29 protein-coding genes and 1 tRNA gene are annotated in these 26,874 nt (G+C 70.0%); 11 read left to right on the plus strand and 19 right to left on the minus strand.

Annotated features, from left to right (window positions below):
* Positions 1-57: 57 nt before the first annotated feature.
* The 4 genes from bpln_RS03710 to waaA all read left to right on the plus strand — a co-directional run bounded on the left by bpln_RS03710 (position 58) and on the right by waaA (position 5,017).
* Positions 58-1,452: a phosphomannomutase/phosphoglucomutase gene (locus bpln_RS03710; RefSeq protein WP_042624032.1), complete on the plus strand. Its 1,395-nt coding sequence runs from the start codon at positions 58-60 to the stop codon at positions 1,450-1,452.
* A gap of 242 nt (positions 1,453-1,694) precedes the next feature.
* On the plus strand, positions 1,695-2,690 hold the full coding sequence (waaC, locus tag bpln_RS03715) for a lipopolysaccharide heptosyltransferase I (protein WP_055138118.1): 996 nt from the start codon (positions 1,695-1,697) through the stop codon (positions 2,688-2,690).
* Positions 2,691-2,700: 10 nt separating this feature from the next.
* A complete protein-coding gene (locus bpln_RS03720; RefSeq protein WP_055139436.1) occupies positions 2,701-3,585 on the plus strand; it encodes a Kdo hydroxylase KdoO in 885 nt (294 codons plus the stop codon).
* 37 nt (positions 3,586-3,622) lie between these two features.
* Positions 3,623-5,017: a lipid IV(A) 3-deoxy-D-manno-octulosonic acid transferase gene (waaA, locus tag bpln_RS03725; RefSeq protein WP_055138119.1), complete on the plus strand. Its 1,395-nt coding sequence runs from the start codon at positions 3,623-3,625 to the stop codon at positions 5,015-5,017.
* Between the two features lie 85 nt (positions 5,018-5,102).
* Here the strand turns inward: waaA and ureG are convergent, their stop codons facing one another.
* The 7 genes from ureG to bpln_RS03760 form a co-directional block, all read right to left on the minus strand.
* Positions 5,103-5,747 (minus strand): urease accessory protein UreG, encoded by a 645-nt coding sequence (gene ureG / locus bpln_RS03730; RefSeq protein ID WP_123863407.1) that lies wholly within the window; start codon positions 5,745-5,747, stop codon positions 5,103-5,105.
* Positions 5,744-6,424, minus strand: coding sequence for an urease accessory protein UreF (locus tag bpln_RS03735; protein WP_042624035.1), 681 nt, complete (start codon positions 6,422-6,424; stop codon positions 5,744-5,746). Before bpln_RS03735 ends, ureG begins: the two co-directional genes overlap by 4 nt.
* Positions 6,411-7,217, minus strand: coding sequence for an urease accessory protein UreE (gene ureE / locus bpln_RS03740; protein WP_042624036.1), 807 nt, complete (start codon positions 7,215-7,217; stop codon positions 6,411-6,413). The genes bpln_RS03735 and ureE overlap by 14 nt, the downstream gene beginning before the upstream one ends.
* A gap of 7 nt (positions 7,218-7,224) precedes the next feature.
* Positions 7,225-8,931, minus strand: a complete 1,707-nt coding sequence (ureC, locus tag bpln_RS03745; RefSeq protein WP_042624037.1) for an urease subunit alpha — start codon at positions 8,929-8,931, stop codon at positions 7,225-7,227.
* A 65-nt stretch (positions 8,932-8,996) separates the two neighbouring features.
* Complete coding sequence (locus bpln_RS03750; RefSeq protein ID WP_042624038.1) at positions 8,997-9,302, minus strand: urease subunit beta; 306 nt, start codon at positions 9,300-9,302, stop codon at positions 8,997-8,999.
* Between the two features lie 7 nt (positions 9,303-9,309).
* Entirely contained in the window at positions 9,310-9,612 is a 303-nt protein-coding gene (locus bpln_RS03755) for an urease subunit gamma (protein ID WP_042624039.1), read from the minus strand.
* Positions 9,613-9,836: 224 nt separating this feature from the next.
* On the minus strand, positions 9,837-10,760 hold the full coding sequence (locus bpln_RS03760) for an urease accessory protein UreD (RefSeq protein WP_042624040.1): 924 nt from the start codon (positions 10,758-10,760) through the stop codon (positions 9,837-9,839).
* A gap of 253 nt (positions 10,761-11,013) precedes the next feature.
* Here bpln_RS03760 and hmuQ point away from each other — a divergent pair, with 253 nt between their 5' ends.
* Positions 11,014-11,328 (plus strand): heme-degrading protein HmuQ, encoded by a 315-nt coding sequence (gene hmuQ, locus bpln_RS03765; RefSeq protein ID WP_042624041.1) that lies wholly within the window; start codon positions 11,014-11,016, stop codon positions 11,326-11,328.
* A 74-nt stretch (positions 11,329-11,402) separates the two neighbouring features.
* Here the strand turns inward: hmuQ and urtE are convergent, their stop codons facing one another.
* The 9 genes from urtE to hemN all read right to left on the minus strand — a co-directional run bounded on the left by urtE (position 11,403) and on the right by hemN (position 20,501).
* Positions 11,403-12,095: an urea ABC transporter ATP-binding subunit UrtE gene (gene urtE, locus bpln_RS03770; RefSeq protein ID WP_055138120.1), complete on the minus strand. Its 693-nt coding sequence runs from the start codon at positions 12,093-12,095 to the stop codon at positions 11,403-11,405.
* A gap of 10 nt (positions 12,096-12,105) precedes the next feature.
* The gene (urtD, locus tag bpln_RS03775; protein WP_042624043.1) at positions 12,106-12,936 is read right to left on the minus strand and encodes an urea ABC transporter ATP-binding protein UrtD; all 831 of its coding nucleotides are present in this window, start codon (positions 12,934-12,936) and stop codon (positions 12,106-12,108) included.
* On the minus strand, positions 12,933-14,111 hold the full coding sequence (gene urtC, locus bpln_RS03780; RefSeq protein WP_055138121.1) for an urea ABC transporter permease subunit UrtC: 1,179 nt from the start codon (positions 14,109-14,111) through the stop codon (positions 12,933-12,935). Before urtC ends, urtD begins: the two co-directional genes overlap by 4 nt.
* Before the next feature lie 4 nt (positions 14,112-14,115).
* Positions 14,116-15,729: an urea ABC transporter permease subunit UrtB gene (gene urtB, locus bpln_RS03785; protein ID WP_080937074.1), complete on the minus strand. Its 1,614-nt coding sequence runs from the start codon at positions 15,727-15,729 to the stop codon at positions 14,116-14,118.
* An 87-nt stretch (positions 15,730-15,816) separates the two neighbouring features.
* A complete protein-coding gene (gene urtA, locus bpln_RS03790; protein ID WP_055138122.1) occupies positions 15,817-17,124 on the minus strand; it encodes an urea ABC transporter substrate-binding protein in 1,308 nt (435 codons plus the stop codon).
* A gap of 521 nt (positions 17,125-17,645) precedes the next feature.
* The gene (locus tag bpln_RS03795; protein ID WP_042626413.1) at positions 17,646-17,969 is read right to left on the minus strand and encodes a rhodanese-like domain-containing protein; all 324 of its coding nucleotides are present in this window, start codon (positions 17,967-17,969) and stop codon (positions 17,646-17,648) included.
* A gap of 28 nt (positions 17,970-17,997) precedes the next feature.
* On the minus strand, positions 17,998-18,651 hold the full coding sequence (locus bpln_RS03800) for a protein-L-isoaspartate O-methyltransferase family protein (RefSeq protein ID WP_042626414.1): 654 nt from the start codon (positions 18,649-18,651) through the stop codon (positions 17,998-18,000).
* 105 nt (positions 18,652-18,756) lie between these two features.
* Complete coding sequence (locus bpln_RS03805; protein ID WP_042624046.1) at positions 18,757-19,014, minus strand: hypothetical protein; 258 nt, start codon at positions 19,012-19,014, stop codon at positions 18,757-18,759.
* 95 nt (positions 19,015-19,109) lie between these two features.
* Positions 19,110-20,501 (minus strand): oxygen-independent coproporphyrinogen III oxidase, encoded by a 1,392-nt coding sequence (gene hemN, locus bpln_RS03810; RefSeq protein ID WP_055138123.1) that lies wholly within the window; start codon positions 20,499-20,501, stop codon positions 19,110-19,112.
* 158 nt (positions 20,502-20,659) lie between these two features.
* Here hemN and bpln_RS03815 point away from each other — a divergent pair, with 158 nt between their 5' ends.
* The 3 genes from bpln_RS03815 (at position 20,660) to bpln_RS03825 (ending at position 22,498) form a co-directional block, all read left to right on the plus strand.
* Positions 20,660-20,992: a YkgJ family cysteine cluster protein gene (locus bpln_RS03815; protein WP_042624048.1), complete on the plus strand. Its 333-nt coding sequence runs from the start codon at positions 20,660-20,662 to the stop codon at positions 20,990-20,992.
* Positions 20,989-21,576, plus strand: coding sequence for a DUF1439 domain-containing protein (locus bpln_RS03820; protein WP_055138124.1), 588 nt, complete (start codon positions 20,989-20,991; stop codon positions 21,574-21,576). Before bpln_RS03815 ends, bpln_RS03820 begins: the two co-directional genes overlap by 4 nt.
* A 91-nt stretch (positions 21,577-21,667) precedes the next feature.
* Positions 21,668-22,498: an undecaprenyl-diphosphate phosphatase gene (locus bpln_RS03825; RefSeq protein ID WP_042624050.1), complete on the plus strand. Its 831-nt coding sequence runs from the start codon at positions 21,668-21,670 to the stop codon at positions 22,496-22,498.
* Positions 22,499-22,607: 109 nt separating this feature from the next.
* Here the strand turns inward: bpln_RS03825 and trmB are convergent, their stop codons facing one another.
* Positions 22,608-23,390 (minus strand): tRNA (guanosine(46)-N7)-methyltransferase TrmB, encoded by a 783-nt coding sequence (gene trmB, locus bpln_RS03830; protein WP_055138125.1) that lies wholly within the window; start codon positions 23,388-23,390, stop codon positions 22,608-22,610.
* Between trmB and bpln_RS36585 the strand changes: the two genes are divergently transcribed.
* Positions 23,389-23,550 carry a hypothetical protein gene (locus bpln_RS36585; protein WP_158511997.1) on the plus strand — a complete coding sequence of 54 codons (162 nt, stop codon included), beginning with the start codon at positions 23,389-23,391 and terminating at the stop codon, positions 23,548-23,550. The genes trmB and bpln_RS36585 overlap by 2 nt on opposite strands.
* A gap of 66 nt (positions 23,551-23,616) precedes the next feature.
* On the opposite strand, the gene bpln_RS03835 is transcribed toward bpln_RS36585, so the two are convergent.
* On the minus strand, positions 23,617-24,870 hold the full coding sequence (locus bpln_RS03835) for an MFS transporter (RefSeq protein WP_055139437.1): 1,254 nt from the start codon (positions 24,868-24,870) through the stop codon (positions 23,617-23,619).
* 278 nt (positions 24,871-25,148) lie between these two features.
* On the opposite strand from bpln_RS03835, the gene bpln_RS03840 reads away from it, so the two are divergent.
* Complete coding sequence (locus bpln_RS03840; RefSeq protein WP_055138126.1) at positions 25,149-26,141, plus strand: GlxA family transcriptional regulator; 993 nt, start codon at positions 25,149-25,151, stop codon at positions 26,139-26,141.
* Between the two features lie 96 nt (positions 26,142-26,237).
* On the opposite strand, the gene bpln_RS03845 is transcribed toward bpln_RS03840, so the two are convergent.
* Positions 26,238-26,312, minus strand: a tRNA-Gly gene (locus tag bpln_RS03845).
* Between the two features lie 40 nt (positions 26,313-26,352).
* Here bpln_RS03845 and bpln_RS37275 point away from each other — a divergent pair.
* Positions 26,353-26,667: a hypothetical protein gene (locus bpln_RS37275; protein ID WP_148653927.1), complete on the plus strand. Its 315-nt coding sequence runs from the start codon at positions 26,353-26,355 to the stop codon at positions 26,665-26,667.
* Positions 26,668-26,874 lie beyond the last annotated feature (207 nt).

Here is a 26,874-nt window from a genome sequence, read left to right on the forward strand (position 1 = left end):
CGTGCCACCGGCGCGCGGGAGTGTCACCTTTTTCCATGCACGACAGAGAGTGAATCGATGATTTCCCAGTCCATCTTCAAGGCATACGACATTCGCGGTGTGATCGGCAAGACGCTCGATGCCGAGACTGCCCGCTCGATCGGTCGGGCTTTCGGCAGCGAGGTGCGCGCCCAGGGCGGCGACGCCGTGGTGGTGGCGCGCGACGGCCGGCTGTCCGGGCCGGAGCTGATCGGCGCGCTCGCCGACGGGCTGCGCGCGGCGGGCGTGGACGTGGTCGACGTCGGCATGGTGCCGACCCCGGTCGGCTATTTCGCCGCCAGCGTGCCGCTGCCGCTCGCGGCCGGCGAGCGCCGCGTCGATTCGTGCATCGTCGTGACCGGCAGCCACAACCCGCCCGACTACAACGGTTTCAAGATGGTGCTGCGCGGCGCGGCGATCTACGGCGAGCAGATCCAGGCGCTGTACCGCCGCATCGTGGCCGCCGACTTCACCGAGGGCAGCGGCAGCTACGAGCAGCACGACGTGGCCGAGGCCTACCTGCAGCGCATCGTCGGCGACATCAAGCTGGCGCGCCCGCTCAAGATCGTGGTCGACACCGGCAACGGCGTGGCGGGCGAACTCGCGCCGCGCCTTTTCAAAGCGCTCGGCTGCGAACTGGTCGAGCTGTTCACCGAGATCGACGGCCACTTCCCGAACCACCATCCGGACCCGGCGCACCCCGAGAACCTGCAGGACGTGATCCGTGCGCTGAAGGAAACCGACGCCGAGATCGGCTTCGCGTTCGACGGCGACGGCGACCGCCTCGGCGTGGTTACCAAGGACGGCCAGATCATCTATCCGGACCGCCAGATGATGCTGTTCGCCGAGGAAGTGCTGTCGCGCAACCCGGGCGCGCAGATCATCTACGACGTCAAATGCACGCGCAACCTCGCGCAGTGGATTCGCGACAAGGGCGGCGAGCCGCTGATGTGGAAGACCGGCCACTCGCTCGTGAAGGCCAAGCTGCGCGAGACCGGCGCGCCGCTGGCCGGCGAGATGAGCGGCCACGTGTTCTTCAAGGACCGCTGGTACGGCTTCGACGACGGCCTCTACACCGGCGCGCGCCTGCTCGAGATCCTCGCGCGCGTGGCCGATCCGAGCGCGCTGCTGAACGGCCTGCCGAACGCGGAATCGACGCCGGAGCTGCAGCTGAAGCTCGAGGAAGGCGAGAACGTCGCGCTGATCGAGAAGCTGCGCGCGAACGCGAAGTTCGACGGCGCCGACGAGGTCGTCACGATCGACGGGCTGCGCGTCGAGTACCCGGACGGCTTCGGCCTCGCGCGCTCGTCGAACACCACGCCGGTGGTGGTGCTGCGCTTCGAGGCGAACACCGCCGAGGCGCTCGCGCGGATCCAGGACGATTTCCGCCGCGCGCTGACGGCCGCCAAGCCCGACGCCAAGCTGCCGTTCTGACGCGGCGGGCCCGCGCGTCGGCGCGCCGTTCGGGGCGCCGGCGCCTGCCCGCGACGGGGCGCCGTGGTCCGCCATGGCCGGCGGCCCGGCCGCCGCGGTCCGCCCCCCGCCATTCCTCCCGCACGGCGCCCGCTGCCTGCGCCGTGTCCTGCCTCCACGGGACAAAATCCGGGACAAAGCCGGCCGACGCGATAAAATCGCGTCTTTCGGTCCGTACCGGCCTCTCGCCGTATTTTTCCAGCGTGCAAAAAATTCTGATCGTGCGCGTGTCGTCGCTCGGCGACGTCGTCCACAACATGCCGGCCATCGCCGACATTCACCGGCACCATCCGGACGCGCAGATCGACTGGCTGGTCGAGGAAAGCTTCGTCGATCTGGTCAAGCTCGTGCGCGGCGTACACGGCGTGCTGCCGTTCTCGCTGCGGCGCTGGCGCAAGTCGCTCGGCAGCGCGCGCACCTGGCGCGAGATCGCCGCGTTTCGCCGGCGCATCGCGGGCGAGCGCTACGACCTCGTGATCGACTGCCAGGGCCTCATCAAGAGCGCGTGGGTGGCGAGCTGGGCGCGCGGCCCGCTGGTCGGGCTCGGCAACCGCACCGACGGCGCCGGCTACGAATGGCCGGCGCGCTTCTTCTACCGCCGCCGCGTGCCGATCGCGCCGCGCACGCACGTGGTCGAGCGCACGCGCGAGCTGGTGGCCGCGGCGCTCGGCGAGCCCGCGCCGACGCCTGCCGACGAACTCGATTTCGGTCTTGACACGCATCAGGCAGCGCGCGCGCTTGCCTCGTTCCAGCTCAATCTTCCAGTACCCTACGTCGTGTTCGTCCATGCGACTTCGCGCGCCGACAAGCAGTGGCCCGACGCCGCCTGGATCGAACTCGGCCAGGCGCTCGTGCGGCGCGGCGCGTCGCTGGTGCTGCCGTGGGGCAGCGACGCGGAGCGCGTGACGAGCGAACGTCTCGCGAAGGAGTTCGGCGCGGCCGCGATCGTGCCGCCGAAGCTGTCGCTGCCGGCCGTGGTCGGGCTGATCGACGGCGCGGCCGCCACCGTCGGCGTCGATACGGGCCTCGTCCACATCGCGGCGGCGCTCAAGCGGCCCACCGTCGAGCTGTACAATTTCGCGACCGCATGGCGCACGGGCGGCTACTGGTCGCCGAACGTCGTCAATCTCGGCACGGCCGGCGCGCCGCCCTCGCTGTCCCAGGTGAAGGGCGCGCTCGCGTCGTTCGGCCTCCTGTAACGGTGTGTTCATGACCGAATCCCAGATCCTCGAAATCGCCTCGGCCGACTGGCGCGGCGAGCAGCTGGCCGTGCCGCGCGAGCAGCTGCTCGCCGCGCTCGAGACCGGCCGCGTGCTGTATTTCCCGAACCTGCGTTTCGCGATCGACGGCGGCGAGGAAGCGTTGCTCGATCCGGCGCTGGCCGATCCGAAGCGCAAGAACATCAGCCTCGCGCCGGACGGCAGCGCGGTGGCCGGCGTGCAGGGCGACGCGGTCACGCAGTCGGCCGTGCGCGCGCTGGTGGCGCGCTTCAAGCAGCAGGCCGGCACGCTGGTGGACGGCCTCTTTCCCGAGTATCGCGGCAAGCTGCGGATGGCGCCGACCAGCCTGCGCCTGCGCCAGGTCGAGACGCGCGAGACCTCGTGGCGCAAGGACGACAGCCGGCTGCACGTGGACGCGTTCCCGTCGCGGCCGAACTACGGCGAGCGGATCCTGCGCGTGTTCGCCAACGTCAACCCGGCCGGCGTGCCGCGCGTGTGGCGCGTGGGCGAGCCGTTCGAGGACGTCGCCAGACGCTTCCTGCCCGGCATCCGCCCGCAGCTGCCCGGCTCGGCCTGGCTGCTCGACCTGCTGCACGTGACGAAGTCGAGGCGCAGCGCCTACGATCACCTGATGCTGCATCTGCACGACGCGATGAAGGCCGACCTCGACTACCAGCGCACGAGCCCGCAGCAGACCATGCCGTTCCCGTCCGGCTGCGTCTGGATCTGTTTCTCGGACCAGACTTCGCACGCGGTGATGTCGGGCCAGTTCATGATGGAGCAAACCTTCTTCCTGCCGGTCAAGGCGATGGCGCGGCCCGAATGCGCGCCGCTCGGCATCCTCGAACGCCTGCAGCAGCGCGCGCTCGTCTGAACGCGGCGAACCGAACGGAAATCACGATGATGTCCTCATGTTGAGAGCGGTGTATCGCGCGCTTTGGTGGATCGTCGCGCCCGCCGCGGTGCTGCGGCTGTTCTGGCGGTCGCGCCGCGAGCACGGCTATCGCGAGCATATCGGCGAGCGCTTCGGCCATCTCGCGCCGGCGATGCGCGCCGCGCGCAGCCCCGACGACGGCGCGCCGCTGATCTGGGTCCACGCGGTGTCGGTCGGCGAGACGCGTGCCGCGCAGCCGCTCGTCGAGGCGCTGCTGGCCGCGCGGCCCGACGCGAAGCTGCTCGTCACGCACATGACGCCGAGCGGGCGCGCCACCGGCGAGCAACTGTTCGGCACGCGCGTGCTGCGCGCCTATCTCCCGTATGACATGCCGCATCTGGTGCGCCGCTTCCTGCGCGCCTGGCGGCCCGCGCTCGGGCTCGTGATGGAGACCGAGGTCTGGCCGACGCTGATCGACGAATGTCGGCGCGCCGCGGTGCCGCTGGTGCTGACCAACGCGCGGATGTCGGCGCGCTCGTTCCGGCGCGCCGCGAAGTTCGGCCCGGCGGCGCGCGAGGTGTTCGGCGGCTTCTCGCGCGTGCTCGCGCAGAGCCCGTCCGACGCCGAGCGGCTGATGGCGCTCGGCGCGCGCAACGTGGTGGTGCTCGGCAACCTGAAGTTCGACATGAGTACGCCGCCCGAGCTGGCCGCGCGCGGTCGCGCTTGGCGCGAGGCGATCGGCCGCCGGCCCGTGTGGGTGGCGGCCAGCACGCGCGAGGGCGAGGAGGCGCTGGTGCTGCGCGCGTTCGCGGCGCTGAAGACGCCCGGTGCGCTGCTGATCCTGGTGCCGCGCCATCCGCAGCGCTTCGACGAGGTGGCCGCGCTGGCCGCGCGCGAGGGGCTCGCGCTCGAACGGCGCTCGACGCGCTGGGCGCCCGGCGTGGCCGCGGCGGCGGGCGGCACGGCCGCGCCGCTCGAGGCCGGCGTGGCGGTGCTGCTCGGCGACTCGATGGGCGAGCTCGGCGCCTACTACGCGGCTGCCGACGTGGCGTTCGTCGGCGGCAGCCTGCTGCCGCTCGGCGGCCAGAACCTGATCGAGGCCTGCGCGGTGGGCGTGCCGGTGCTGATCGGGCCGCACGTCTTCAACTTCACGCAGGCCACCGCCGACGCGGTGGCGGCCGGCGCCGCCGCGCAGGTGCGGGACCCGGACGAACTGGCGACGGTGCTCGACGCGCTGTTCGCCGACCCGGCGCGGCGCACCGCGATGGGCGCGGCCGGCGCCGCGTTCGCGGCACGCCATCGCGGCGCGACCGCGCGCACCGTCGACGTGCTGACCGCGCTGCTGCCGCCCGGCGGCGCGGCCGTGCCGGGTCATCACGGCGAGGGCGACGCGAGCGACGGCGGCGGCAGCGGCGAGCCCGAGCCGGCCTGAATCCGGGCCCGGGTCCGACACGCGCAGCGGCTTTCGCGGCGCTCCCCCGCCGGCGGCCCGGGCCGCCGCGCTTCCCTCCGGGCCGTCAGGCCGCCAGCAATCCCTTCTTCTCGATGAACGCGACCACCTCGGCGACGCCGTCGAGCGCCTTCAGGTTCGTCATCACGTAGGGCCGCTCGCCGCGCATCTTGCGCGTGTCGGAGGCCATCACGTCGAGGTTCGCGCCGACCAGCGGCGCGAGGTCGGTCTTGTTGATCACGAGCAGGTCCGACTTGGTGATGCCGGGGCCACCCTTGCGCGGGATCTTCTCGCCGCCGGCCACGTCGATCACGTAGAGCGTCAGGTCCGACAGCTCCGGGCTGAAGGTGGCCGCGAGGTTGTCGCCGCCCGATTCGATGAAGACGATGTCGGCGTCGGGAAAGCGCCCCAGCATGCGGTCGACGGCCTCGAGGTTGATCGACGCGTCCTCGCGGATCGCCGTGTGCGGGCAGCCGCCCGTCTCCACGCCCATGATGCGTTCCTCGGGCAGCGCGCCGGCCACCGTCAGCAGGCGCTGGTCTTCCTTGGTGTAGATGTCGTTGGTGATCGCGACGAGGTCGTAGCGTTCGCGCATCGCCTTGCAGAGCATTTCGAGCAGCGTGGTCTTGCCGGAGCCGACCGGGCCGCCGATGCCGACGCGCAGCGGCGGCAGCTTCCTGGTGCGGCGGGAGGAGGGGGAGGAGATGGTCATGAGCGGAACAGTCGTGAGTACTGGGTTTCGTGCCGCGCCGACAGGATGCCGAGCAGCGGGGCGAAGGTGTTGATGGCCTCGGGCGGCGTGGCGAGCGCCCGGCGCACCGCGGCGGCGATCGTGCCGCGCAGCGAGACCAGCATCTTCTGGCCGGCGAGCTGGCCGAGCGGCACCGCCTTCAGCGCCGCGGCGGCCTGGTTCTCGACCCAGCCGAATGCGTAGGCGGCGAGCGTGGCCTCGGGCGCCGCGTCGTGCGCGGCCGCCGCGAACGCGTAGGCGGTGGGCAGCGCGACCGGCCGCAGCGCGGCGAGCGTGGCGCGGCGCGCGGCGTCGCCCCATTCCAGCGCGCCGCACAGCTGCGCGAGCGACCAGCCCATCTGCTCGGTCTCGCGGCGCAGCTCGGCCGATTCGCGGCTCGCGATGAATTCGGCGTTGGCCTCGGCCAGCGTGGCCGGCTCGTGGCGGCGCCAGCGTTCGAGCTGGTGCGCGAGGAACGGCAGCTCGCCCGCCGCGAGCACGTCGGCGAGGCCGCTCGCGATCCAGTCGCGCGCGCTGTCGGCGTCGTGGATCAGGTTCGCGTCGAGCGCGGCCTCGAAGCCCTGCGAATAGCTGAACGCGCCGATCGGCAGCGCCGGCGAGGCCAGATGCAGCAGCGCGACGAGTTCAGTCGTGTCCATGGCCGTGCCGGTGCGTGCAGCCGGGGCCGTGGCGATGGCCGTCTGCGCCGGGCTCGTCGTGTTGATGATCGTGATCGTGGCTGCAGGCGTGGCCGTCGTGCGAGTGCGCGTGTGAGGGGTCGCCGTGCGAGTGGGCATGCGCATGCGAGTGGCCATGTGCGTGATCGTCGTGCCCGTGGCCATGGCCGCCGTGCGAATGCCCGTGATCATGCGTGTGCGAATGCCCGTGCTCGTGGCCATGATCGTGGCCATGCCCGTCGTGCGAATGCGCGTGCCCGTGATGCTCGCCGTACACCTGCTGCGCGAGCGCGTAGTCCTCGGCGAAGGTCGCGTCGTGGCCGTGCCGGTGGCCGCCGCCATAGGCGCCGGCCTCGGGCTGGAACGGCGCCTCGACGCGTTCGACGCGTGCGCCGAGCCGCGTCAGCATGTCGGCCAGCACCGGATCGTATTCGAGCTTGAGCGTCTGCGTGCCGATCTCGACCGGCGTGTGCCGGTTGCCGAGATGGTAGGCGGCGCGCGTGAAGGTCAGCGCGTCGGGCGCGCGCACCAGCAGCACCGCCTCGGCGGCGGCGACGATCCGCACCAGGCCGCCGTCGTCGGCCACCAGCACGTCGCCGTCGGCGAGCACGGTGCCGCGCGGCAGCACCACGCCGAGTTCCTCGCCGGAGTCGAGCGTGGCCGCGAAGCGGCTCCTGCAGCGTGCGTCGTAGGCGAGCGTGAGGGTCGGCGCGCGCCCCACCAGCGACGCGGCGAGCCTGACGTGGGGGGCGATGCGTTTGTCGAGCGTGCGCATGGAATGGTCAGAACAGGAAGTAACGCTGCGCCATCGGCAGCACGGTGGCGGGTTCGCAGGTCAGCAGCTGGCCGTTGGCCACCACGTCGTAGGTCTCGGGATCGACGCTGATGCTCGGCCGCCACGCATTGTGGATCATGTCGGCCTTCGTCACGCTGCGGCAGTTTCGGACCGCCACGACGCGCTTGGCGAGCCCGTAGCGCGCCGCCACGCCGGCGTCGGCCGCGAGCTGCGAGACGAAGGTCAGCGAGGTGCGCCCGAGCGCGCCGCCGCGCGTGGCGAACATGTCGCGGAAGTGGACCGGCTGCGGCGTCGGGATCGACGCGTTCGGGTCGCCCATCTGGGCCACCGCGATCATCCCGCCCTTCAGGATCATGGCCGGCTTCACGCCGAAGAACGCCGGCTCCCACAGCACCAGGTCGGCCCACTTGCCGGGCTCGATCGAGCCGACCTCGTGCGCGATGCCGTGCGTGAGCGCCGGGTTGATGGTGTACTTCGCGACGTAGCGCTTGGCGCGGAAATTGTCGTTGCGCGCGCCGTCCTCGGGCAGCGCGCCGCGCTGCACCTTCATCTTGTGCGCGGTCTGCCACGCGCGGATGATCACCTCGCCCACGCGGCCCATCGCCTGCGAGTCGGACGACATCATCGACAGCGCGCCGAGATCGTGCAGGATGTCCTCGGCCGCGATCGTCTCGCGGCGGATCCGCGATTCGGCGAACGCGAGATCCTCGGCGATCGACGCGTCGAGGTGATGGCAGACCATCAGCATGTCGAGGTGTTCGTCGAGCGTGTTGATCGTGAACGGCCGCGTCGGGTTGGTCGACGAGGGCAGCACGTTCAGCTCCGAGCAGACCTTCAGGATGTCGGGCGCATGGCCGCCGCCCGCGCCCTCGGTGTGATAGGTGTGGATCGTGCGGCCCTTGAACGCGGCCACCGTCGATTCGACGAAGCCGCCCTCGTTGAGCGTGTCGGTGTGAATCGCCACCTGCGTGTCGGTGGCGTCCGCCACGGTGAGGCAGTTGTCGATCGCGGCCGGCGTCGAGCCCCAGTCCTCGTGCAGCTTGAGGCCGATCGCGCCGGCGGCGATCTGCTCCTCGGCCGGCTTGGGCAGGCTCACGTTGCCCTTGCCGAGAAAGCCGATGTTGATCGGCCAGCCGTCGGCGGCCTGCAGCATCCGTTCGAGGTGCCACGGCCCCGGCGTGCAGGTGGTGGCATTGGTGCCGGCGGCCGGCCCGGTACCGCCGCCGATCATGGTGGTCACGCCGGAGGCGAGCGCCTCGTCGATCTGCTGCGGGCTGATGAAATGGATGTGCGTGTCGATGCCGCCCGCCGTGACGATCCTGCCTTCGCCGGCGATCACCTCGGTGGCCGCGCCGATCGCGATCGTCACGCCGGGCTGGATGTCGGGGTTGCCGGCCTTGCCGATCGCGGCGATGCGGCCGTCCTTGATGGCGATGTCGGCCTTCACGATGCCCCAATGGTCGAGGATCACCGCGTTGGTCACGACGGTGTCGGCCACCTCGGCGGCCACGCGCTGCGACTGGCCCATGCCGTCGCGGATCACCTTGCCGCCGCCGAATTTCACTTCCTCGCCGTAGATCGTGCAGTCGCGCTCGACCTCGATCAGCAGGTCGGTGTCGGCGAGGCGGATGCGGTCGCCGGTGGTCGGGCCGAACATTTCCGCGTAGGCGCGGCGGCTCAAGCGTAGTGTCATGGTGTGGATTCCCGGGGCGCCCGCGGGCGCCGTGTGCGGAACGAATGGAAGCGGCGGCGGGGCGCTCAGAGCGCGCCCATCACCTTGCCCTGGAAGCCGTAGACGACGCGGTCGCCGGCCAGTTCGACCAGCTCGACGGTGCGCGCCTGGCCCGGCTCGAAACGCACCGCGGTGCCCGAGGCGATGTTGAGCCGGTAGCCGCGCGCGGCCGCGCGATCGAACGACAGCGCGTCGTTGACTTCATGGAAGTGGTAGTGCGAGCCGACCTGCACCGGCCGGTCGCCGGTGTTGGCCACCGCCAGCGTGATGGTGGCGCGGCCCGCGTTCAGTTCGTGTTCGCCGTCGTCGACGAGGATTTCACCGGGAATCATCGCGGCCTCACGGAATCGGGTGGTGGACGGTGACGAGCTTGGTGCCGTCGGGGAAGGTCGCCTCGACCTGGATGTCGGGGATCATCTCGGGTATGCCGTCCATCACGTCCTCGCGCGTGAGCAGCGTGGTGCCGTAGTGCATCACCTCGGCCACGGTCCTGCCGTCGCGCGCGGCCTCCATCAGCGCCGCCGTGATGAACGCGACCGTCTCCGGGTAGTTGAGCTTCAGGCCGCGCGCGCGGCGGCGCTCGGCGAGCAGCGCGGCGGTGAAGATCAGCAGCTTGTCTTTTTCTCGTGGAGTCAGCTTCATGAAAGCCCGATATTTAGCTTGACGTAATAATTCGTTCGTGCATGGGGCACACGGCCATCGATCGTAGCATCGTGATCGCGCATCGCGTCGGAACGTTTCAGAATGCAAGCCGTGTGCCATGTGGCAGTGCGTTGCAGCGGCCGATATCGGGCGGATTTTCACTGTCCTGGTGCGCGGCGACCGGGGCGTGCCGCGCGTTCGCACCGTGCGGGTGCGCAGAGCGCTCAGGTCTGCCAGAGTCGCAGCGGGCGGGCCTCGATGCCATGCACGATCGGGCGCAGCTGCATCCAGAGCGAGACGAACAGCTGCTGCAGCGGTTCCATCGAGGCCGACAGCGCGCGGATCAGGATCACGCGCGGCGCGACGCAGGTGGCGCCGGCGCGCAGCGTGGCGTCGAACGGCAGCGCCGGCGCGAGCGATTCGGCGAGCGCCTCGGTGCAGGCGTCGCCGATCGCCCAGAGCGTGCCGTAGACGGGGAAGCCGGCGAGGCCCTGCGCGGTGACGCGCAGCGGTTCGCTGGCGCCGAGGTGGGCGCGCTCGATCCAGAGCGGCTCGCCGGCCGCCGTGCCGATGCGCGCGTAGGACGCGATCCGGCCCAGCGACCAGGTCTCGCCGGCCGCCTGGCGGCCGAGCTGCGAGGCGTCCCAGCCGAGCACGCTGGCGTGCTCGCCGAGCGTGAGCGAGAACTCGAGCGAGGCCTGCGCGGCATCGAAGAACAGGTTGTTCTGCGGCAGCCAGTCGAGCGTCGCGCCGTCGCCGACCTCGATCGCGATGCGCTGCCGCGCGTCGAGCCCGTTCGACTTGTACCACTTGGTCGCGCCCGGCGTCGTGATCACCGCCCGCGAGCCGGCGCCCACGCGCACCGCGATGTCGAGCCGGTCGCCGCCTGCCACGCCGCCGGGCGGATGCACGATCACGGCGTGGCAGACCGCGTCGCCTTCCGGGTACAGCGGGCGCTGGATCCGCAGCGGGCCGTCGTGGCGGCGATGCACGAGCGCCGTGCGCGCCTGCTGCCGCTCGAAGCCGAGTTCGAGCATCGCGCGCCACGATTTCTTCGCGGCCGGCGAGGCCGGGGCGGGCGTGCCGGACGCGTCGGGGGCGGCGGGGGCATCGGAGGCGGGGCGGGCGTGCGGATCGTGGGCGGACATCGAACTGGGGAAGCGTCGGGTGGTCAGGCGGTGAATCGGGGCATCGGACGGCGCGGCGGGCGGACCGACGAGGCTCGAGGTGGATCGGGTGGATCGGGCGCCGCGCGGCATGCCGCAGGCCGTCATGCTACCTCACGCGCGGCGGTGGCCGGCTGTCGCGCACGTCGCGCCGGACGGCACGGTACACTTTCGCGGTCCGCCCGAGGGCGTCGTCAACCGCCGCGCGAATCGCCGGCCAACAGGAATCGAGCGTATGTATATCGCAATGAATCGTTTCAAGGTGGCATTGGGTTCCGAGAAGGATTTCGAACAGGTCTGGCTGGAGCGCGACTCGCAGCTCAAGCAGGTGCCGGGGTTCGTCGAGTTCCATCTGCTGCGCGGCCCCGTGCGCGACGATCACGTGCTCTACGCGAGCCACACGATCTGGGCCGACGAGGCCGCCTTCACGGCCTGGACTCAATCCGAGGCGTTCCGCGCGGCGCACCGCAACGCGGGCGGCGCCAATCGTCCGCTCTATCTCGGTCATCCCGAGTTCGAGGGCTTCGAGGTCATCCAGACCGTCGCCTGAGGCATCCTGCCTCGCACTCCGGCGCGGCCGCCAAGCGGTCCGCGCCGGCTGCCCTTCCTTCCTCCCCGCGCCCTTCACACCGCGATCAACTCGCGCACGCCGTTCCGTTCCATCTCGCTGCCCGCGCCGCCCGCCACGATCTCGCCGCGGCTCATCACCCAGTAATGGTCGGTGATCGAGCGCGCGAAATCGTAGTACTGCTCCACCAGCAGCACCGTCATCCCCGTCTCGTCAACGAGCTGCCGCAGCGTGCGGCCGATGTCCTGGATGATCGACGGCTGGATGCCCTCGGTCGGCTCGTCGAGGATCAGCAACTGCGGCTCGCTCATCAGCGCGCGGCCGATCGCCAGCTGCTGCTGCTGGCCGCCCGACAGGTCGCCGCCGCGCCGCGCGCGCATGTCCTTGAGCACCGGAAACAGTTCGTAGATCCGCTCCGGCACCTTCGACGGCGCCTTGCGGCTGGCCGCGCCCACCAGCAGGTTTTCCTCCACCGTCAGGCGCGGAAAGATATCGCGGCCCTGCGGCACGTAGGCGAGGCCGGCGGCCACGCGCGCGTGCGGCGCGAGCGCGTCGAGCGCGCGGCCCTGCCACGCGATGGTGCCGCGCCTGGCCGCCACCACCCCCATCAGGCAGCGCAGCAGCGTGGTCTTGCCCACGCCGTTGCGCCCGAGCAGCACGGTCAGCTTGCCGGCCTCGGCGCTCAGGTTCACGTCGCGCAGGATGTGACTGCCGCCGTAGTACTGGTTCAGCGATTCGATCTTCAGCATGGTGTGTCCTTCAGCGTCCGAGGTACGACTCGATCACGGCCTCGTCGCGCTTGACCTGATCGAGCGTGCCTTGCGCGAGCACCGCGCCTTCGGCCATCACGGTCACGCGGCCGGTCTCGCCCGCGAGCGCCGCGACGAACTCCATGTCGTGCTCCACCACCATCATCGAGCAGGTGCCGCGCAGCGTGTTGAGCAACTGCGCGAGTTCCATCGTCTCGTGGTCGGTCATGCCGGCGGCCGGTTCGTCGAGCAGCAGCAGCGCGGGCTGCTGCATCAGCAGCATGCCGATCTCGAGCCGCTGCTTCTGGCCGTGCGAGAGTTCACCCGCGAGCCGATAGGCGCTGTCCTCGAGCTTGATCAGTTCGAGCGTTTCCTCGATGCGGGCCTGCGCCGCGCGATCGAGCCGCGCGCGCAGCGAGGCGAGCCAGCCCTTGTCGGCCTTCATCGCCAGTTCGAGGTTCTCCCACACCGGGTGCGCCTCGAACACGGTCGGCTTCTGGAACTTGCGGCCGATGCCGATGCGCGCGATTTCGGGCTCGTTCATCCGCGCGAGGTCGATGGTCTGGCCGAGGAACACCTTGCCCGAGTCGGGCCGGGTCTTGCCGGTGATCACGTCCATCATGGTGGTCTTGCCGGCGCCGTTCGGGCCGATCACGCAGCGCAGCTCGCCCGCGTCGATCGCCAGCGACAGCTTCCTGAGCGCGCGAAAGCCGTCGAAGCTGACCTCGATGTCCTCCAGATAGAGGATCGTGCCGTGCGAGGTGTCGATCGTGCCCGGCTCGACCACGCGCCCCATCGAGGCCACGCCGCTCACGGTCAGGGTCGTGTCGTGGTCGCTCATCGGCTCGCTCCGCGTTTCAGCAGGGCCTCGACCAGCCCGACGATGCCGCGCGGCATCAGCAGCGGCACCAGCACGAAGATCAGGCCGAGGAAGAACAGCCAGTATTCGGCGAAGTAGGCGGTGAAGAAGCTCTTGGCGCCGTTCACGGCGAACGCGCCGAGGATCGGCCCGATCAGCGTGCCGCGCCCGCCCACGGCCACCCAGATCGCCATCTCGATCGAGTTGCCGGGCGACATCTCGCCGGGATTGATGATGCCGACCTGCGGCACGTAGAGGGCGCCGGCGATGCCGCACAGCACGGCCGACACGGTCCACACGAACAGCTTGTAGGCGAGCGGGCTGTAGCCGAGAAACATCAGGCGCGTTTCGCCGTCGCGCACGGCGGTCACCACGCGGCCGAGCTTCGAGGTGACGATCGCGCGCGCGGCGACGAACGCGAGCACCAGCGTGGCGAACGTCAGCAGCAGCAACACCGTGCGCGTGCCGGGCGTGGTGATGCCGAAGCCGGCGATGCGCTTGAAGTCGGTGAAGCCGTTGTTGCCGCCGAAGCCGGTCTCGTTGCGGTAGAACAGCAGCATCGCGGCGAACGTCATGGCCTGCGTGATGATCGACAGGTACACGCCCTTCACGCGCGAGCGGAACGTGAAGAAGCCGAACACCCAGGCGACCGCGGCGGGCGCGAGCACCACCAGCGCGAGCGCGACGCCCAGATGATCGGAGCCGCTCCAGTACCACGGCAGCTGCTTCCAGTTCAGGAACACCATGAAGTCGGGCAGGTTGCTGCCGTACACGCCGTCGTGGCCGATCTCGCGCATCAGGTACATGCCGATCGCGTAGCCGCCGAGCGCGAAGAACAGGCCGTGGCCGAGGCTGAGGATCCCGCAGTAGCCCCAGACGAGGTCGAGCGCGAGCGCGCCGATCGCGTAGCACATGAACTTGCCGGCGATCGTCATCGCGTAGGCCGAGAGGTGGAACGCGCTCGTCTCGGGCGCGACCAGCGCGGCGAGCGGCACGCCGATGCCGATCGCGAGGCACAGCGCGACGAGCGCGAGCCAGGCGCGGCGCGAGAGCAGCGGCGCGCGCGGCGGCAGGCCGAGCGCGAAGCCGGGCGCGCCGGCGGGCGAGGGCGTGGGCACCGTGGCCGGCGTCAGGGAGGAAGAGGTGATCGAGGTCATCGCGTCAAGCCTCCGCGCTGCGGCCCTTCAGGGCGAACATGCCCTGCGGGCGTTTCTGGATGAACAGCACGATCATCACGAGCACGGCGATCTTGGCGAGCACGGCGCCCCAGAACGGCTCGATCGCCTTGCTGACGAGGCCCAGGCCGAAGCCGCCCACCACCGTGCCGGCGATCTGGCCGACGCCGCCGAGCACCACCGCCATGAACGAATCGATGATGTAGTTCTGGCCGAGGTCGGGCCCGACGTTGCCGATCTGCGAGAGCGCGCAGCCGCCGAGCCCGGCGATGCCGGCGCCGAACGCGAACGCGTAGGAATCGACGCGCGCCGTTTTCACGCCGACGCAGGCGGCCATCCGGCGGTTCTGCGTGACCGCGCGCACGAACAGGCCGAGCCGCGTCCTGGTCAGCACGCCCCAGGCGACGGCCACCACCGCGAGCGAGAACGCGAGGATCACGATCCGGTTGTACGGCAGGATCAGGTTCTGCATCACCGTCACGCCGCCGCTCATCCAGGCGGGGTTGGCCACCTGCACGTTCTGCGCGCCGAAGATCATGCGGGTGGCCTGGATCAGGATCAGGCTCACGCCGAAGGTGGCGAGCAGCGTTTCGAGCGGGCGGCCGTAGAGATGGCGCAGCACGGTGCGCTCGAGCACGATGCCGACCAGGGCCGCGGCCGCGAACGAGGCCGGCACGGCCACCAGCGGATACCAGTCGAAGGCGCCCGGCGCGTAGCGCTGGAACAGCGTCTGCACCACGTAGGTGGCGTAGGCGCCGATCATCAGGAATTCGCCGTGCGCCATGTTGATCACGCCGATCAGGCCGTAGGTGATGGCCAGGCCCAGCGCGGCGAGCAGCAGCACGCTGCCAAGCGAGAGCCCCGCGAACAGCGTGCTGGCGATCTCGCCGCGCTCCTGCAGCGCATGCAGCGCGTCGAGCCCCTGCCGGGCGGCCTCGCGCACGCGTGCGTCGGGTTCGGCGTAGGCGCCGTTGGCCTGCTTCGCCACCAGCGGGCGCAGCTGCTCGATCATGTCGAGGTCGTGGCGCGCGGCCACCAGCTGCACCGCCTCGAGGCGCCTGGCCGGATCGGCGTCGTGCAGCGCGGCGATCGCCCACAGCGCGTCGAGCCGGCGCTTGAGCGTCGGGTCGGTTTCCTTCGCGCGGGCACGGTCGATCAGCGGTTTTTCCGAGGCGTCGGGATTCTTCAGCAGCGCATCGACGGCGGCCGTGCGCGTGGCGAGATCGGGCGAGGCGAGGTCGAGGCCGGACAGCGCGCTGGCGACCTTGCTGCGCAGCAGGTTGTTGAGCGTGACGGGCTGGGCGTCGCCGGGCGGCACCACGGCGCCCGAGAGCGCGTCGCGGGTGCTGCCGTCGTCGGCCTGCAGCAGCAGCGCGCCGCTGTCGGTGGCGAGCGCGGTGCCGTCGGCGAGCGCGTGCAGCAGCGCGACCGACGGCGCGTCGCCGGCCGCGGCGAGGTGATCGATGGCGGCGAGTTTCGCGTCGAAGTCGTCGCCGGCCAGCGCGGCCGTGTCGGCGGCCTGAAGCGCGAAGGCGGCGGGGCTGCCGAGGGCGCATGCCGCGCAAACCAGCAGCACGCGCGTGAAGGAGCGCAGGGTCATGGGAGGGATCCGTCGAGCGAGGACATCGCGGGACCGGCGGCGCGCGGCATGGACATGAAGCGCGCCGCCGGTCCCGGGGGCGGTGCTTTACGCGAGCGCGGCGGCGCGGCGGCGGCGCAGGAAATCGCCGATCGAGCTGACCACGTCGGGCTTGCCGGCGTTACCCGGGATGTACGGGCTCCACGGCTGCGCGCGGATCGTGGTCTTGGTGCGCCAGACCACGTTGAACTGCCCGTCGGCGCGGATCTCGCCGATCATGACCGGCTTGTGCAGATGGTGGTTGCCGTCCATCTCCAGCACGAAGCCCGACGGCGCGTTGAACTTCTGGCCGACCATCGCCGTGCGCACCTTGTCGACGTCAACGCTTTTGGCTTTCTCGACGGCCTGCTTCCACATGTGGATACCGACATAGGTGGCCTCCATCGGGTCGTTGGTGACGCGCTTGGCGCCGCCGGGCAGGTTGTTCTTCTTCACCCAGTCCGCGAACATCGCCTTGAACCTGGTGTTCTCGGGGTTGCGCAGCGACATGAAGTAGTTCCAGGCGGCGAGGTTGCCGACCAGCGGCTTGGTGTCGATGCCGCGCAGTTCCTCCTCGCCGACCGAGAACGCCACCACCGGCACGTCGGTGGCCTTGAGGCCCTGGTTGCCGAGTTCCTTGTAGAACGGCACGTTGGAGTCGCCGTTGATGGTGGAGATCACGCAGGTCTTGCCGCCCTGCGAGAAGGTGCGGATGTTCGAGACGATGGTCTGGTAGTCGCTGTGGCCGAAGGGGGTGTAGACCTCCTGGATGTCGGCGTCCTGCACGCCCTTGGACTTCAGGAACGCGCGCAGGATCTTGTTGGTGGTGCGGGGGTAGACGTAGTCGGTGCCGAGCAGGAAGAAGCGCTTGGCGGCGCCGCCCTCGGCGCTCATCAGGTATTCGGTGGCGGGGATCGCCTGCTGGTTCGGCGCGGCGCCGGTGTAGAACACGTTGCGCGACATTTCCTCGCCTTCGTACTGGACGGGGTAGAACAGCAGGCCGTTGAGTTCCTCGAACACGGGCAGCACGGACTTGCGCGACACCGAGGTCCAGCAGCCGAACACGACGGCGACCTTGTCCTGGGTGAGGAGGCCGCGGGCCTTCTCGGCGAACAGCGGCCAGTTCGAGGCGGGATCGACCACCACGGGTTCGAGCTTGCGCCCCATCACGCCGCCGGCCTGGTTGATCTGCGCGATGGTCATCAGCGCGGTGTCCTTCAGCGAGGTCTCGGAGATCGCCATCGTGCCCGACAGCGAATGCAGGATGCCGACCTTGATCGGACCCGTGCCTTCCGCGGCGCGTGCGAACGGAACGCGCCCCGCGAGCGTGAGGGCACCCGCCATCGAACCGACCTTCAACAGACTGCGACGCTTCATCGATTTCCCCTTGACGTGTTGGCATGTGTGCGCCGGCCGGCGCTGTCGGGGAGGGACCACGCAAGGCATGTGCCAGAGGCGGGCAAACCCCGTGCCGGCGTGGTTTGGAGGGGGAGGCGACGGTGCCGCGACGAGGCGGGCGGCTCGGGTGGGCCGTCGCGGTGCAGCGGCGCGGGCGAACCTGGTGCATCGGGCCGCGATGCACGATGCGGGGTCATGCGGCGCGGCACGGCCCGCGCGGCGCGCACGTTCGCGTGCATGGCGCGCACCGCGATGCGTCGTCGAGCCGGCGGTGGGACGGCGGGGGAGAACGGGACGGGGGACATGGGCGGCCGGCATGGCGCCCGGAAAACGCTGCACGCGAACGCGGCGCGGGGCGCTCGACATGACGGCGAGGCGGGAAGTGCGGCCCGGCCTGCTAAGCGTGGCCCGAAAACGCCGACGCCGCGGCCGGTCAGGGCCGCGGCGTCGCGGGATCGACTACCGGGCGGGGCGCCGCGGCGCGGCGCAACGGCGCGGAATCAGTAGCGCGGCACGGACGGGTCGACGTCGCGCGACCAGGCGTCGATGCCGCCCTGCAGGTTGTAGAGCTTCGTGAAGCCGCGCGATTCGAGGAACATTGCGACCTGCGCGCTGCGCATGCCGTGATGGCAGACGCAGACGATCTCGGCCTCGTCGTCGAGTTCCTCGCTGCGCGCGGGGATCTGCTGCATCGGGATCGACACGCTGCCGGCGAGGCTCGCGGTCGCGACCTCCCACGGTTCGCGCACGTCGAGCACGACAGGCGCGGGGCGCGACGAATCGGCGAGCCAGGCGGCCAGCGCGGGAGCGGTCAGGATCTGCATCGGCATGGGCGTGAGCGGTAAGCGGGAATCAGAAACGGAAGCGCGACGGCTCCATCGCGTTGACGAGGTGGTCGATGTAGGTTTCGAACACGTCGGCGACGCGGAACTGCTTGTCGTCGATGCGCGTGATGATCTGCGCCTTCATGACCGGACGCGAGCCGACGAAGGCCGCGAGCCGGCCGCCCACCTTCAGCTGTTCGAGCAGTTCCTGCGGCACCACCGGCAGGCCGCCCGACACGCAGATCACGTCGTAGGGGCCTTTCTCGGGCAGGCCGCGCGCGGCGTCGCCGAGCACCACCTCGGCGTTCGTCACGCCGTTGTTGCGCAGGTTGTCGGCCGCGAACTGCACGAGCTCGGGATCGATGTCGACCGTCACCACGTGCTGGCCGCGATGGGCGAGCAGCGCCGCCATGTAGCCGGAGCCGGCGCCGATTTCGAGGATGCTCTCGTGCTTCTTCACCGCGAGTTCCTGCAGCATGCGCGCCTCGACGCGCGGCGCCAGCATCTTCTGGCCGCCGGGCAGGGGCAGTTCGAGGTCGGCGAACGCGAGATCGCGGTATACGGCGGGCACGTACTGTTCGCGCTTGACGACCGACAGCAGGCTCAGGACCTCCTGATCCAGCACGTCCCACGGCCGGATCTGCTGTTCGATCATGTTGAAGCGCGCATTTTCGATGTTCATGGTGGTCATGCCGCGAGGCGGCCGTCAGCGGGGAGATTAACGCGGCGATTGTACCAAACGACGGCCAATTTCAGCGCCGGAACAGGGCGGCCGCGCTGCGGGGCGTCAGCGTTTGGCGTTGCGGATCTTTTCCTCGAACGCCACGTCGAGTTTGCTCGCCTTGCGCGGTGCCGGCGGCGCGATGGCGTTGACGAACGCGACGAACTCGTCGGGCGGCAGCGGCGCGCAGAGCTTCTCGGCGGTGCCGCTCGAGCGGTCGGTCAGGTAGAACAGGTCGCCCGGCATGCTGACGGCGGCGTAGCGCGTGTTGCCGGTACGGGTCTTCAGGCGTTCGACCGCGAGGGTCGCTTTGGTCGTGCGCATCGTGGTGGAGCAAAGAGCGGCGGGGGAAACCGTCACTGTAGCGCAGATGGCGGGGCGCCGCGCCTGCCCGTGCCGCGTCGGGCGTCGCGCCGGCCTCAGACGGTGCGCGAGCAGCGCCCGGCACCGGCGTTCGACAGGTAGGCGTCGAACGTCATCGCGATGTTGCGCACGAACAGGCGCCCGGCCGAATGGATCGTCAGGCGGTCGCGTTCGATCGTGAGCAGCCCGTCGCGCTCGAATTCACCGAGCGCGGCGAGTTCGGGCGCGAAGCGTTCGGCGAAGCGGATCCCGTAGGCGGCTTCGAGTTCGGCGAACGGCAGCGTCAGGTTGCACATGAGCCGCATGATCACGTCGCGGCGCAGCCGGTCGTCCACCGACAGCCGCACGCCGCGCACGATCGGCAGCCGGCCCGCGTCGAGCGCCGCGCTCCAGCCGGCCAGGTCCTTCGCGTTCTGCGCGTAGACGTCGCCGACCTTGCCGATCGACGACACGCCCACGCCGATCAGGTCGGTGTCGGCGCGCGTGCTGTAGCCCTGGAAGTTGCGCTGCAGCGTGCCGTTGCGCTGCGCGGCGACCAGTTCGTCGCCGGGCCGCGCGAAATGATCCATGCCGATGTAGACGTAGCCGGCCTGCGTCAGCATCTCGATGGCGAGGCCGAGCAGCGCGACGCGCTCGGCCGGCGGCGGCAGCTGCGCGTCGTCGATGCGGCGCTGCATCTTGAACAGCGTCGGCAGGTGCGCGTAGCCGAACACGGAAATCCGGTCCGGCGCGAGTTCGATCACGGTGTCGAGCGTGCGCGCGAAGGTGGCCACGCTCTGCTTCGGCAGCCCGTAGATCAGGTCGACGCTGACCGAGCGATAGCCGACCAGCCGCGCCGCCGAGATCAGGCTGGCGGTGCGCTCGATCGGCTGGACCCGGTTGATCGAGCGCTGCACCTCGGCATCGACGTCCTGCACGCCGAGGCTCAGGCGGTTGAAGCCCTGCATGCGCAGATGCGCGAGCGTGGCCGGCACGGCCGTGCGCGGGTCGATCTCGATCGAGATCTCGGCCTCGTCGTCGGGCGCGATCGGAAAGCAGGCGCGCGTGGCGGCCATCAGTTCGGCCGTCTGCGCGTCGGACAGGAAGGTCGGCGTGCCGCCGCCCCAGTGCAGCTGCGTGATCACGCGGTCCGGGTCGAAGCGCCCGGCCTGCAGCGCCAGCTCGCGCTTGAGCCGTTCGAGATACGGCGCCGCGTGCGCGCGGTTGTTGGTTGCGATCCGGTTGCAGCCGCAGTAGAAGCAGGCCGTCGCGCAGAACGGGATGTGGACGTACAGCGACAGCTCGCTGGCTGCCGCGCCGGGGTCGGCCGCCGCGCGCGCGTAGTGGTCGGGATCGAACGCCTCGTCGAACTGCAGCGCGGTCGGGTACGACGTGTAGCGCGGGCCGTTGACCGCGTACTTCGCGAGCAAATCAGGCCGGAACAATGAGGATGGGGAGCAGGACGTCATGATTGGAATCGACAGGCGACGGGCGACGCGGTTCAGTCTAGTGGCGCGGCGCGCGACCGAGGCCGTCCGATCTCGCTGAAGTTTGAGATGGCACAATGCGGGTTCGCGCGGCGGGGCAATGGCTCCGCTGCCCGTTTGACCCAGTATGAGCCAGTGACGTGAACCCGGCAGTCCACCCCGATCCCGCAGCGCCCGCGCGCGCCGCCGCCCATGCCTGCCGCGAAGGTTGCGGCGCCTGCTGCATCGCGCCGTCGATCTCGAGCCCGATCCCCGGCATGCCGGCGGGCAAGCCCGCGGGCGAGCGCTGCGCGCAGCTCGGCGACGATCTGCGCTGCGCGATCTTCGGGCAGCCCGAGCGGCCCGCCTGCTGCTCGGGCCTGCAGCCCGACGACGAGATGTGCGGCGGCTCGCGCGGCGAGGCGCTCGCGTGGCTGACCCGGCTCGAGACCGCGACACGCCCCGGCTCGCCAGCAGCAGGAGAATCCGCATGACGTTTTCCCGGACGCGCGGCCGGCGCCGCCTCGCGCTTGCCGCGCTCGCGGCCCTCGGCGTATCGGTGTCGCTGGCCGCCTGCGGCGCGACGCCGACTTTCCCGTTCATCCCGAACCACTACACGTTCTCGAAATCGGACGTGCAGCGGGCCGTGGCGCGCAAATTCCCGTACCAGCACACCGTCTCGCAGGTGTTCGAGGTCGCGCTCGCGAACCCGGCCGTGGGCATGCTGCCCGAGCAGAACCGGATCGCCGTGCAGCTCGACGCGCGCTTCGCGAGCCCGTTCCTGCGCGAGCCCGTGAGCGGCACGTTTACCGTTTCCGCACAGCTTGCTTACGATCCGGCGAGCCTGTCGGTGGTGCTGCGTGCGCCGGCCGTCGACAGCGTCAATCTCGACGGCGACGCCCAGGCCTATACGGCGCAGGTCGGCCAGGCCGCCGGGCTGCTCGCCACGCAGTTGCTGACCAACTACCCGATCTACACGTTCAAGCCCGAGCAGCTGCAATTCGCCGGCGTAAGCTACGAACCCGGTACAATCACGATCCTTACAAACGGCATACGCGTCGAGATCGTCGAGAAGTGACGGATCCGGCGCGCGGCCGGGCGGGCCGCACGCCGGATCACGGTACCGGACGGCGGCCCCGTTTCCCGCAACTCTGACGAACGGGCCACCGATGGACTGGATACTGATCTGCAAGGCGCTGATACTCGGCGTGGTCGAGGGCTTGACCGAATTTCTGCCCGTGTCGAGCACCGGCCACCTGATCGTCGCCGGCAGCTTTCTCGATTTCGATGCCGATCAGGCGAAAACCTTCGACGTGGTGATCCAGTTCGGCGCGATCCTGGCCGTCTGCTGGGAATACCGGCGCCGCATCGGCGCCGTGGTGGCGGGGCTGCCGTCGCGGCCCGAGGCGCGGCGCTTCGCGCTCAACGTCGTGATCGCCACGCTGCCCGCCATCGTGCTCGCGCTGCTGCTGGAGAAGGCCATCAAGCGCGTGCTGTTCTCGCCGGTGCCGGTCGCGTTCGCGCTGGTCGCGGGCGGCGCCGTGATCCTTTGGGCCGAGGCGCGCCAGCGCGAGCGCCGCGAGCCGGCGCGCGTGACGTCGATCGACGCGCTGACCCCGCTCGACGCGCTGAAGGTCGGCCTCGCGCAATGCTGCGCGCTGATCCCGGGCGTGTCGCGCTCCGGCGCCACCATCATCGGCGGCATGCTGGCCGGGCTCGACCGGCGCGTCGCCACCGAATTCTCGTTCTTCCTTGCGATCCCGATCATCTTCGGCGCGACGCTCTACGAAACCGTGAAGGACTGGCATGCGTTCTCGGCCGATTCGATCGGGCTGTTCGCGATCGGGCTCGCGGCCGCGTTCGTGAGCGCGTTCGCCTGCGTGCGCTGGCTGCTGCGCTACGTGGCCTCGCACGATTTCACCGTGTTCGCGTGGTACCGGATCGTGTTCGGGCTCGTCGTGCTGCTGGTGGGCTACAGCGGCTGGCTGAACTGGAGTTGAGCGGCGGCGGCCGATGGGGGCCGCCGCCATGAAAAAAGCGGCAACGCATCGCGATCGATGCGTTGCCGCTTTTGCATTTGGGCGTTCGCGCGTTCGGCGCGGCCCGGGCTCAGCCCGCGCGCTTGCGGAACACCAGATCCCAGACGCCGTGCCCGAGCCGCAGGCCGCGCCGCTCGAACTTCGTGATGGGGCGATAGTCGGGGCGCGGCGCGTAGCCGTCGGTGGTGTTTTCGAGCCGCGGCTCGGCGCCGAGCACGTCGAGCATCTGCTCGGCGTAGTTCTGCCAGTCGGTCGCGCAGTGCAGGTAGGCGCCGGGCTTGAGCCGCGACACGAGCTGCGCCACGAACGGCGGCTGGATCAGGCGGCGCTTGTGATGACGCGCCTTGTGCCACGGATCGGGGAAGAAGATGTGGACGCCGTCGAGGCTGTCGGGTGCGAGCATGTTCTCGAGCACCTCGACCGCGTCGTGCTGGATGATGCGGATGTTGCTCAGGTCCTGCTCGCCGATCAGCTTCAGCAGCGCGCCCACGCCCGGCTCGTGGACCTCCACGCCGAGGAAATCGTCGTCGCGGCGATGCGCGGCGATCTCGGCCGTCGAGGCGCCCATGCCGAAACCGATCTCGAGGATGCGCGGCGCCTCGCGGCCGAACACCGCCGCCCAGTCCGGCGGCTCCGGCGCGTAGGGCACCACGTAGCGCGGGCCGAACGCGTCGAGCGCGCGGCGCTGCCCCGTGGACACGCGCCCGGCGCGCGTCACGAAGCTGCGGATGCGGCGCAGGTGGAGCGGGTTCGTGTCGTCGGACGGCGCGCCGGCGGCGTCGTGGCCGGGCTCGCGGGCATCGTCGGCGGCGTCGGACGGCGGCAGGCCGGTTGGGTCGGAATCGTGAATCATGGTGGTCAGTGTGGGCGAATCGCGCGCCGGTGCTGCGTTCGCGGGCCGGACGGCGGCCCGCTACCGTTCGATAGCGGCTCGTTACGAAAAAGCCGCCTTCGGTGAGGCGGCTTCGCGCGAGCTTCGGATCACGACGGCGTGGCCGAAAAAGGGCATGTAAGGTAGCACGGACGGGGGGGCTTGTCCAGATTGGGGCCGCTGTCGCAGCCGCCGCGGCGCGCCGTACTCAGGCCGATTTCGTTGTCCCCGCGGCGCGCGTGCCGCGCTGCGTCCGCACCCAGGCCAGCGTCATCGCGGCGGCGACCGCCAGCAGCGGGAACGTGACGAGATTCAGGTCGACCCAGCCGAAGCGTTCGAGCACCGGCCCCGCGCCGAGCGTGGCGAGCGCCGTGAACAGATAGCGGACCAGTTCGGCCGTGCCCTGCACGCGGGCGCGCTCGGACGGTGTGTGCGACGAAGCCAGCAGCGTGGTGCCGCCCACGTACATGAAGTTCCAGCCGATCCCGAGGCTCAGCAGCGCGACGTAGAACGCCGGCAGCGTGGCCGAGAGCGAGGCGATCACGGCCGCCGCCGCGCTCAGGGCCATGCCCGCGAACAGCACCGCCGGCATGCCGAAGCGCTTGATCAGGCGGCCCGCGAAGAACGACGGGCCGTACATGCCGACCAGATGCCACTGGATGATGCCGGCGCCGTCGTCGATCGAATGGTGGCAGGCCACCGCCGCGAGCGGCGCGGCCGTCATCACGAACATCATCACCATCCCGCCGATCACGTTGTTGGCCAGCGCCGCGAGCGAAATCGGCTGGCGGAACACGGTTCGCAGGGCGCGCGCCGGCGCATCGGCGCCGGGCGCGGCGCTGGCGGGCGGCGTATCGCGATAGCCGACGGCCAGCAACAGCGCCGAGGCCACGCCGAGGATGGCCACCATCAGGTAGGAGCCCGCGAACAGCGCCGGCAGCAGCGTCTTGCTCCAGGCCGCCAGCATCGGCCCGAGAATCGCGGCGATCACGCCGCCCGCCAGCACCAGCGAGATCGCGCGCGCCTTGTCGTCGCCTTCCACCGAATCCGCGGCGGCGAGCCGGTAGTACTGGGCGAATGCCTGGAACACGCCGACCGCCGCCGTGCCGAGGCAGAACAGCCAGAACGCCGCGTGCCACACCGCCCAGACCGAAATCGCGCCGCCCAGCGCGCAGGTCGCGGCGCCGATCACGAAGCCGCGACGGCGCCCGATGCGCTGCATCAACAGCGAGGCGAACAGCGTCGCGACGGCGCCCGACACCGTGATCGTCGCGAACGGCAGCGTGGCCAGCGACTTGTCGGGCGCGAGCTGGTAGCCGGTCAGGCCCGTCAGCGTGAGGTCGATGGCGATCGCCGCGGTGAAGAGGCCCTGCGCGACGGCCAGCACGAATGCGTTGGAGCGGCGCGCGGGTGCAGCCGGTGGCAGCGGCGGGGGCGGCGCGGGTTCGGGTCGGGTCGTCATGTTGCGCGCCACCGGGGCCGGGCGTGGCGGGGCGAATCGCGGAATGCCATTGCTTGCTGCTCCAGAGAGATCGTCGGGCAGGGCATTGTCGCCATCGCGCGGGAATGGCGAAAGGACGAACTTCCCTCGTTTTTCGCCATTGACTTGGATTGTCGATTATTGAGGGAAACGGCGCTTCACGACGGGCGATTCAGGCGCCATCATTGGCGTGTCGCGCCGGAAGTCCGAGCGGTGGTCATTGGTGGCCATCGGTCGGCGGCAAGCATTCGTGGAGCATCATGCGCAACGCCGTCACCCACCCGGGCGCCGCCAGCCGGGACATCGCCTTTCTGGTTTTCAACGGCTTCCAGATCCTCGACCTGAGCGGGCCGCTGGCCGCCTTCGACGTCGCCGGCAAGTCCGGCGGCGCCGGCGCCTATCGTTGCCATGTGGTGTCGCCCGATGGCGGCGGCATCGTCAGTTCGTCGGGGCTCGAGGTGGCGACGCGCCGGATCCGGGCCGCGCCGTATGACACGCTCGTCGTGGTGGGCGGGGACGTGTCCGGCCATCCCGCCACGCTGCCGCTGATGTCGGCGCAGTTGACGCGCGCCGCGCGCAGGGGGACGCGCCGCATCGCGAGCGTCTGCACCGGCGCGTTCATCCTCGCCGCCGCCGGCCTGCTGGACGGGCGGCGCGCCACCACGCACTGGAAGCACGCGACGGCGCTGCAGCGGCAGTTTCCGCAGGTCAGGGTCGAGCCCGACCGGATCTTCACGCATGACGGCGGCATCTGGACTTCCGCCGGCATCACGGCCGGGATCGACCTGGCGCTGGCATTGATCGAGGCGGATCTGGGCAGCACGGTCTCGCACGCGGTGGCGCGCATGCTGGTGGTCTATCACCGGCGGCCGGGCGGCCAGTCGCAGTTCTCGGCGATGGCGGACATGGCGCCGTCGTCGGACCGGATGCGCGAGGTGCTGAGCTACATGCGCGAACATCTGGACGAGGCGATGTCTACCGAATTGCTCGCGTCGGTGGCGTGCCTGAGCCCGCGGCAGTTCGGGCGCCTGTTTCTCGCGGAGACCGGGGAAACGCCGGCGAAGGCGGTCGAGCGCCTGCGGGTGGAGGTGGCGCGGCCACGCGTCGAGCAGGGCGTGGAGCCGATCGAGATGATTGCCGCCAGCGTCGGCTTCGGTGATCCGGAGCGGATGCGGCGTGCGTTCATCCGGATTCTCGGGCATCCGCCGCAGGGGATTCGGAGGATGGCGGGACGCGAGGGGACGAGCGCTTAGACGGCGGCGACGGATTCTGCGAAACGAAGGGAATGCGGGGACGGCGGGAGGGACGACGGACTGCGGAGAGATCCGAACCTTGATGGACTGCCGAGGTGGAGCGGGCGATGGGAATCGAACCCACGTCATCAGCTTGGGAAGCTGAGGTAATGGCCATTATACGACGCCCGCAGAACGCGTGATTGTACAGGGATGTAAGTAGGGAGGGCAAGTGCGACATGAGCCCGATGCCGAAGGATCGTGTTGGCACGCATGCCGCTTCCGGGCCCACGGTGCAGCCGTCGTTCAAGCGGTTCAAGTTTGCCGTGCCGCTGGCCGTCTTCGTTTTCATGCAGTCGAACTGCAATCGCGCGCCGACGGGGAATTGTCAATTCCGGACAGCTTTGATGCCATTTTTCCAACAATTCGTGACTTCCGGATATCGTCGCCGATCGCGCTGATTTCAAGGGACGTGCATATCGATTTTCTTATTCTTTCATTCGAATTTCTTTTATTGCAAGACGGTGCATGCCACTCTGGCGATTGAAAAATCGGTCGTGGGCGAGCATGATCTGGTGACCGGCGAATCGCGCCTCGAGTATTCGCATGCGGCGCTTGCCGGAAGAAAGCACGGAATGTTTTGTCTAAAGCCTTCTGAAATTCTCATGCGCTAATAGCCTGCATTCACCGGCCGCCGATTGCCATATCATGGCGGCGAGCTTCAATGCCTGGTTCGTTGCGGCAATTGTCGGCT

It is taken from the genome of Burkholderia plantarii (assembly GCF_001411805.1).
Lineage (GTDB): Bacteria > Pseudomonadota > Gammaproteobacteria > Burkholderiales > Burkholderiaceae > Burkholderia > Burkholderia plantarii.

Bases quoted from the DNA above. Each gene is read 5' to 3' on its own strand.
- bpln_RS03710 (WP_042624032.1), top strand. From the start codon at position 58: ATGATTTCCCAGTCCATCTTCAAGGCATACGACATTCGCGGTGTGATC.
- bpln_RS03720 (WP_055139436.1), top strand. From the start codon at position 2,701: ATGACCGAATCCCAGATCCTCGAAATCGCCTCGGCCGACTGGCGCGGC.
- waaA (WP_055138119.1), top strand. From the start codon at position 3,623: ATGTTGAGAGCGGTGTATCGCGCGCTTTGGTGGATCGTCGCGCCCGCC.
- ureG (WP_123863407.1), bottom strand. From the start codon at position 5,747: ATGACCATCTCCTCCCCCTCCTCCCGCCGCACCAGGAAGCTGCCGCCG.
- bpln_RS03735 (WP_042624035.1), bottom strand. From the start codon at position 6,424: ATGGACACGACTGAACTCGTCGCGCTGCTGCATCTGGCCTCGCCGGCG.
- ureE (WP_042624036.1), bottom strand. From the start codon at position 7,217: ATGCGCACGCTCGACAAACGCATCGCCCCCCACGTCAGGCTCGCCGCG.
- ureC (WP_042624037.1), bottom strand. From the start codon at position 8,931: ATGACACTACGCTTGAGCCGCCGCGCCTACGCGGAAATGTTCGGCCCG.
- bpln_RS03750 (WP_042624038.1), bottom strand. From the start codon at position 9,302: ATGATTCCCGGTGAAATCCTCGTCGACGACGGCGAACACGAACTGAAC.
- bpln_RS03755 (WP_042624039.1), bottom strand. From the start codon at position 9,612: ATGAAGCTGACTCCACGAGAAAAAGACAAGCTGCTGATCTTCACCGCC.
- bpln_RS03760 (WP_042624040.1), bottom strand. From the start codon at position 10,760: ATGTCCGCCCACGATCCGCACGCCCGCCCCGCCTCCGATGCCCCCGCC.
- hmuQ (WP_042624041.1), top strand. From the start codon at position 11,014: ATGTATATCGCAATGAATCGTTTCAAGGTGGCATTGGGTTCCGAGAAG.
- urtE (WP_055138120.1), bottom strand. From the start codon at position 12,095: ATGCTGAAGATCGAATCGCTGAACCAGTACTACGGCGGCAGTCACATC.
- urtD (WP_042624043.1), bottom strand. From the start codon at position 12,936: ATGAGCGACCACGACACGACCCTGACCGTGAGCGGCGTGGCCTCGATG.
- urtC (WP_055138121.1), bottom strand. From the start codon at position 14,111: ATGACCTCGATCACCTCTTCCTCCCTGACGCCGGCCACGGTGCCCACG.
- urtB (WP_080937074.1), bottom strand. From the start codon at position 15,729: ATGACCCTGCGCTCCTTCACGCGCGTGCTGCTGGTTTGCGCGGCATGC.
- urtA (WP_055138122.1), bottom strand. From the start codon at position 17,124: ATGAAGCGTCGCAGTCTGTTGAAGGTCGGTTCGATGGCGGGTGCCCTC.
- bpln_RS03795 (WP_042626413.1), bottom strand. From the start codon at position 17,969: ATGCAGATCCTGACCGCTCCCGCGCTGGCCGCCTGGCTCGCCGATTCG.
- bpln_RS03800 (WP_042626414.1), bottom strand. From the start codon at position 18,651: ATGAACATCGAAAATGCGCGCTTCAACATGATCGAACAGCAGATCCGG.
- bpln_RS03805 (WP_042624046.1), bottom strand. From the start codon at position 19,014: ATGCGCACGACCAAAGCGACCCTCGCGGTCGAACGCCTGAAGACCCGT.
- hemN (WP_055138123.1), bottom strand. From the start codon at position 20,501: ATGACGTCCTGCTCCCCATCCTCATTGTTCCGGCCTGATTTGCTCGCG.
- bpln_RS03820 (WP_055138124.1), top strand. From the start codon at position 20,989: ATGACGTTTTCCCGGACGCGCGGCCGGCGCCGCCTCGCGCTTGCCGCG.
- bpln_RS03825 (WP_042624050.1), top strand. From the start codon at position 21,668: ATGGACTGGATACTGATCTGCAAGGCGCTGATACTCGGCGTGGTCGAG.
- bpln_RS36585 (WP_158511997.1), top strand. From the start codon at position 23,389: ATGGTGGTCAGTGTGGGCGAATCGCGCGCCGGTGCTGCGTTCGCGGGC.
- trmB (WP_055138125.1), bottom strand. From the start codon at position 23,390: ATGATTCACGATTCCGACCCAACCGGCCTGCCGCCGTCCGACGCCGCC.
- bpln_RS03835 (WP_055139437.1), bottom strand. From the start codon at position 24,870: ATGACGACCCGACCCGAACCCGCGCCGCCCCCGCCGCTGCCACCGGCT.
- bpln_RS03840 (WP_055138126.1), top strand. From the start codon at position 25,149: ATGCGCAACGCCGTCACCCACCCGGGCGCCGCCAGCCGGGACATCGCC.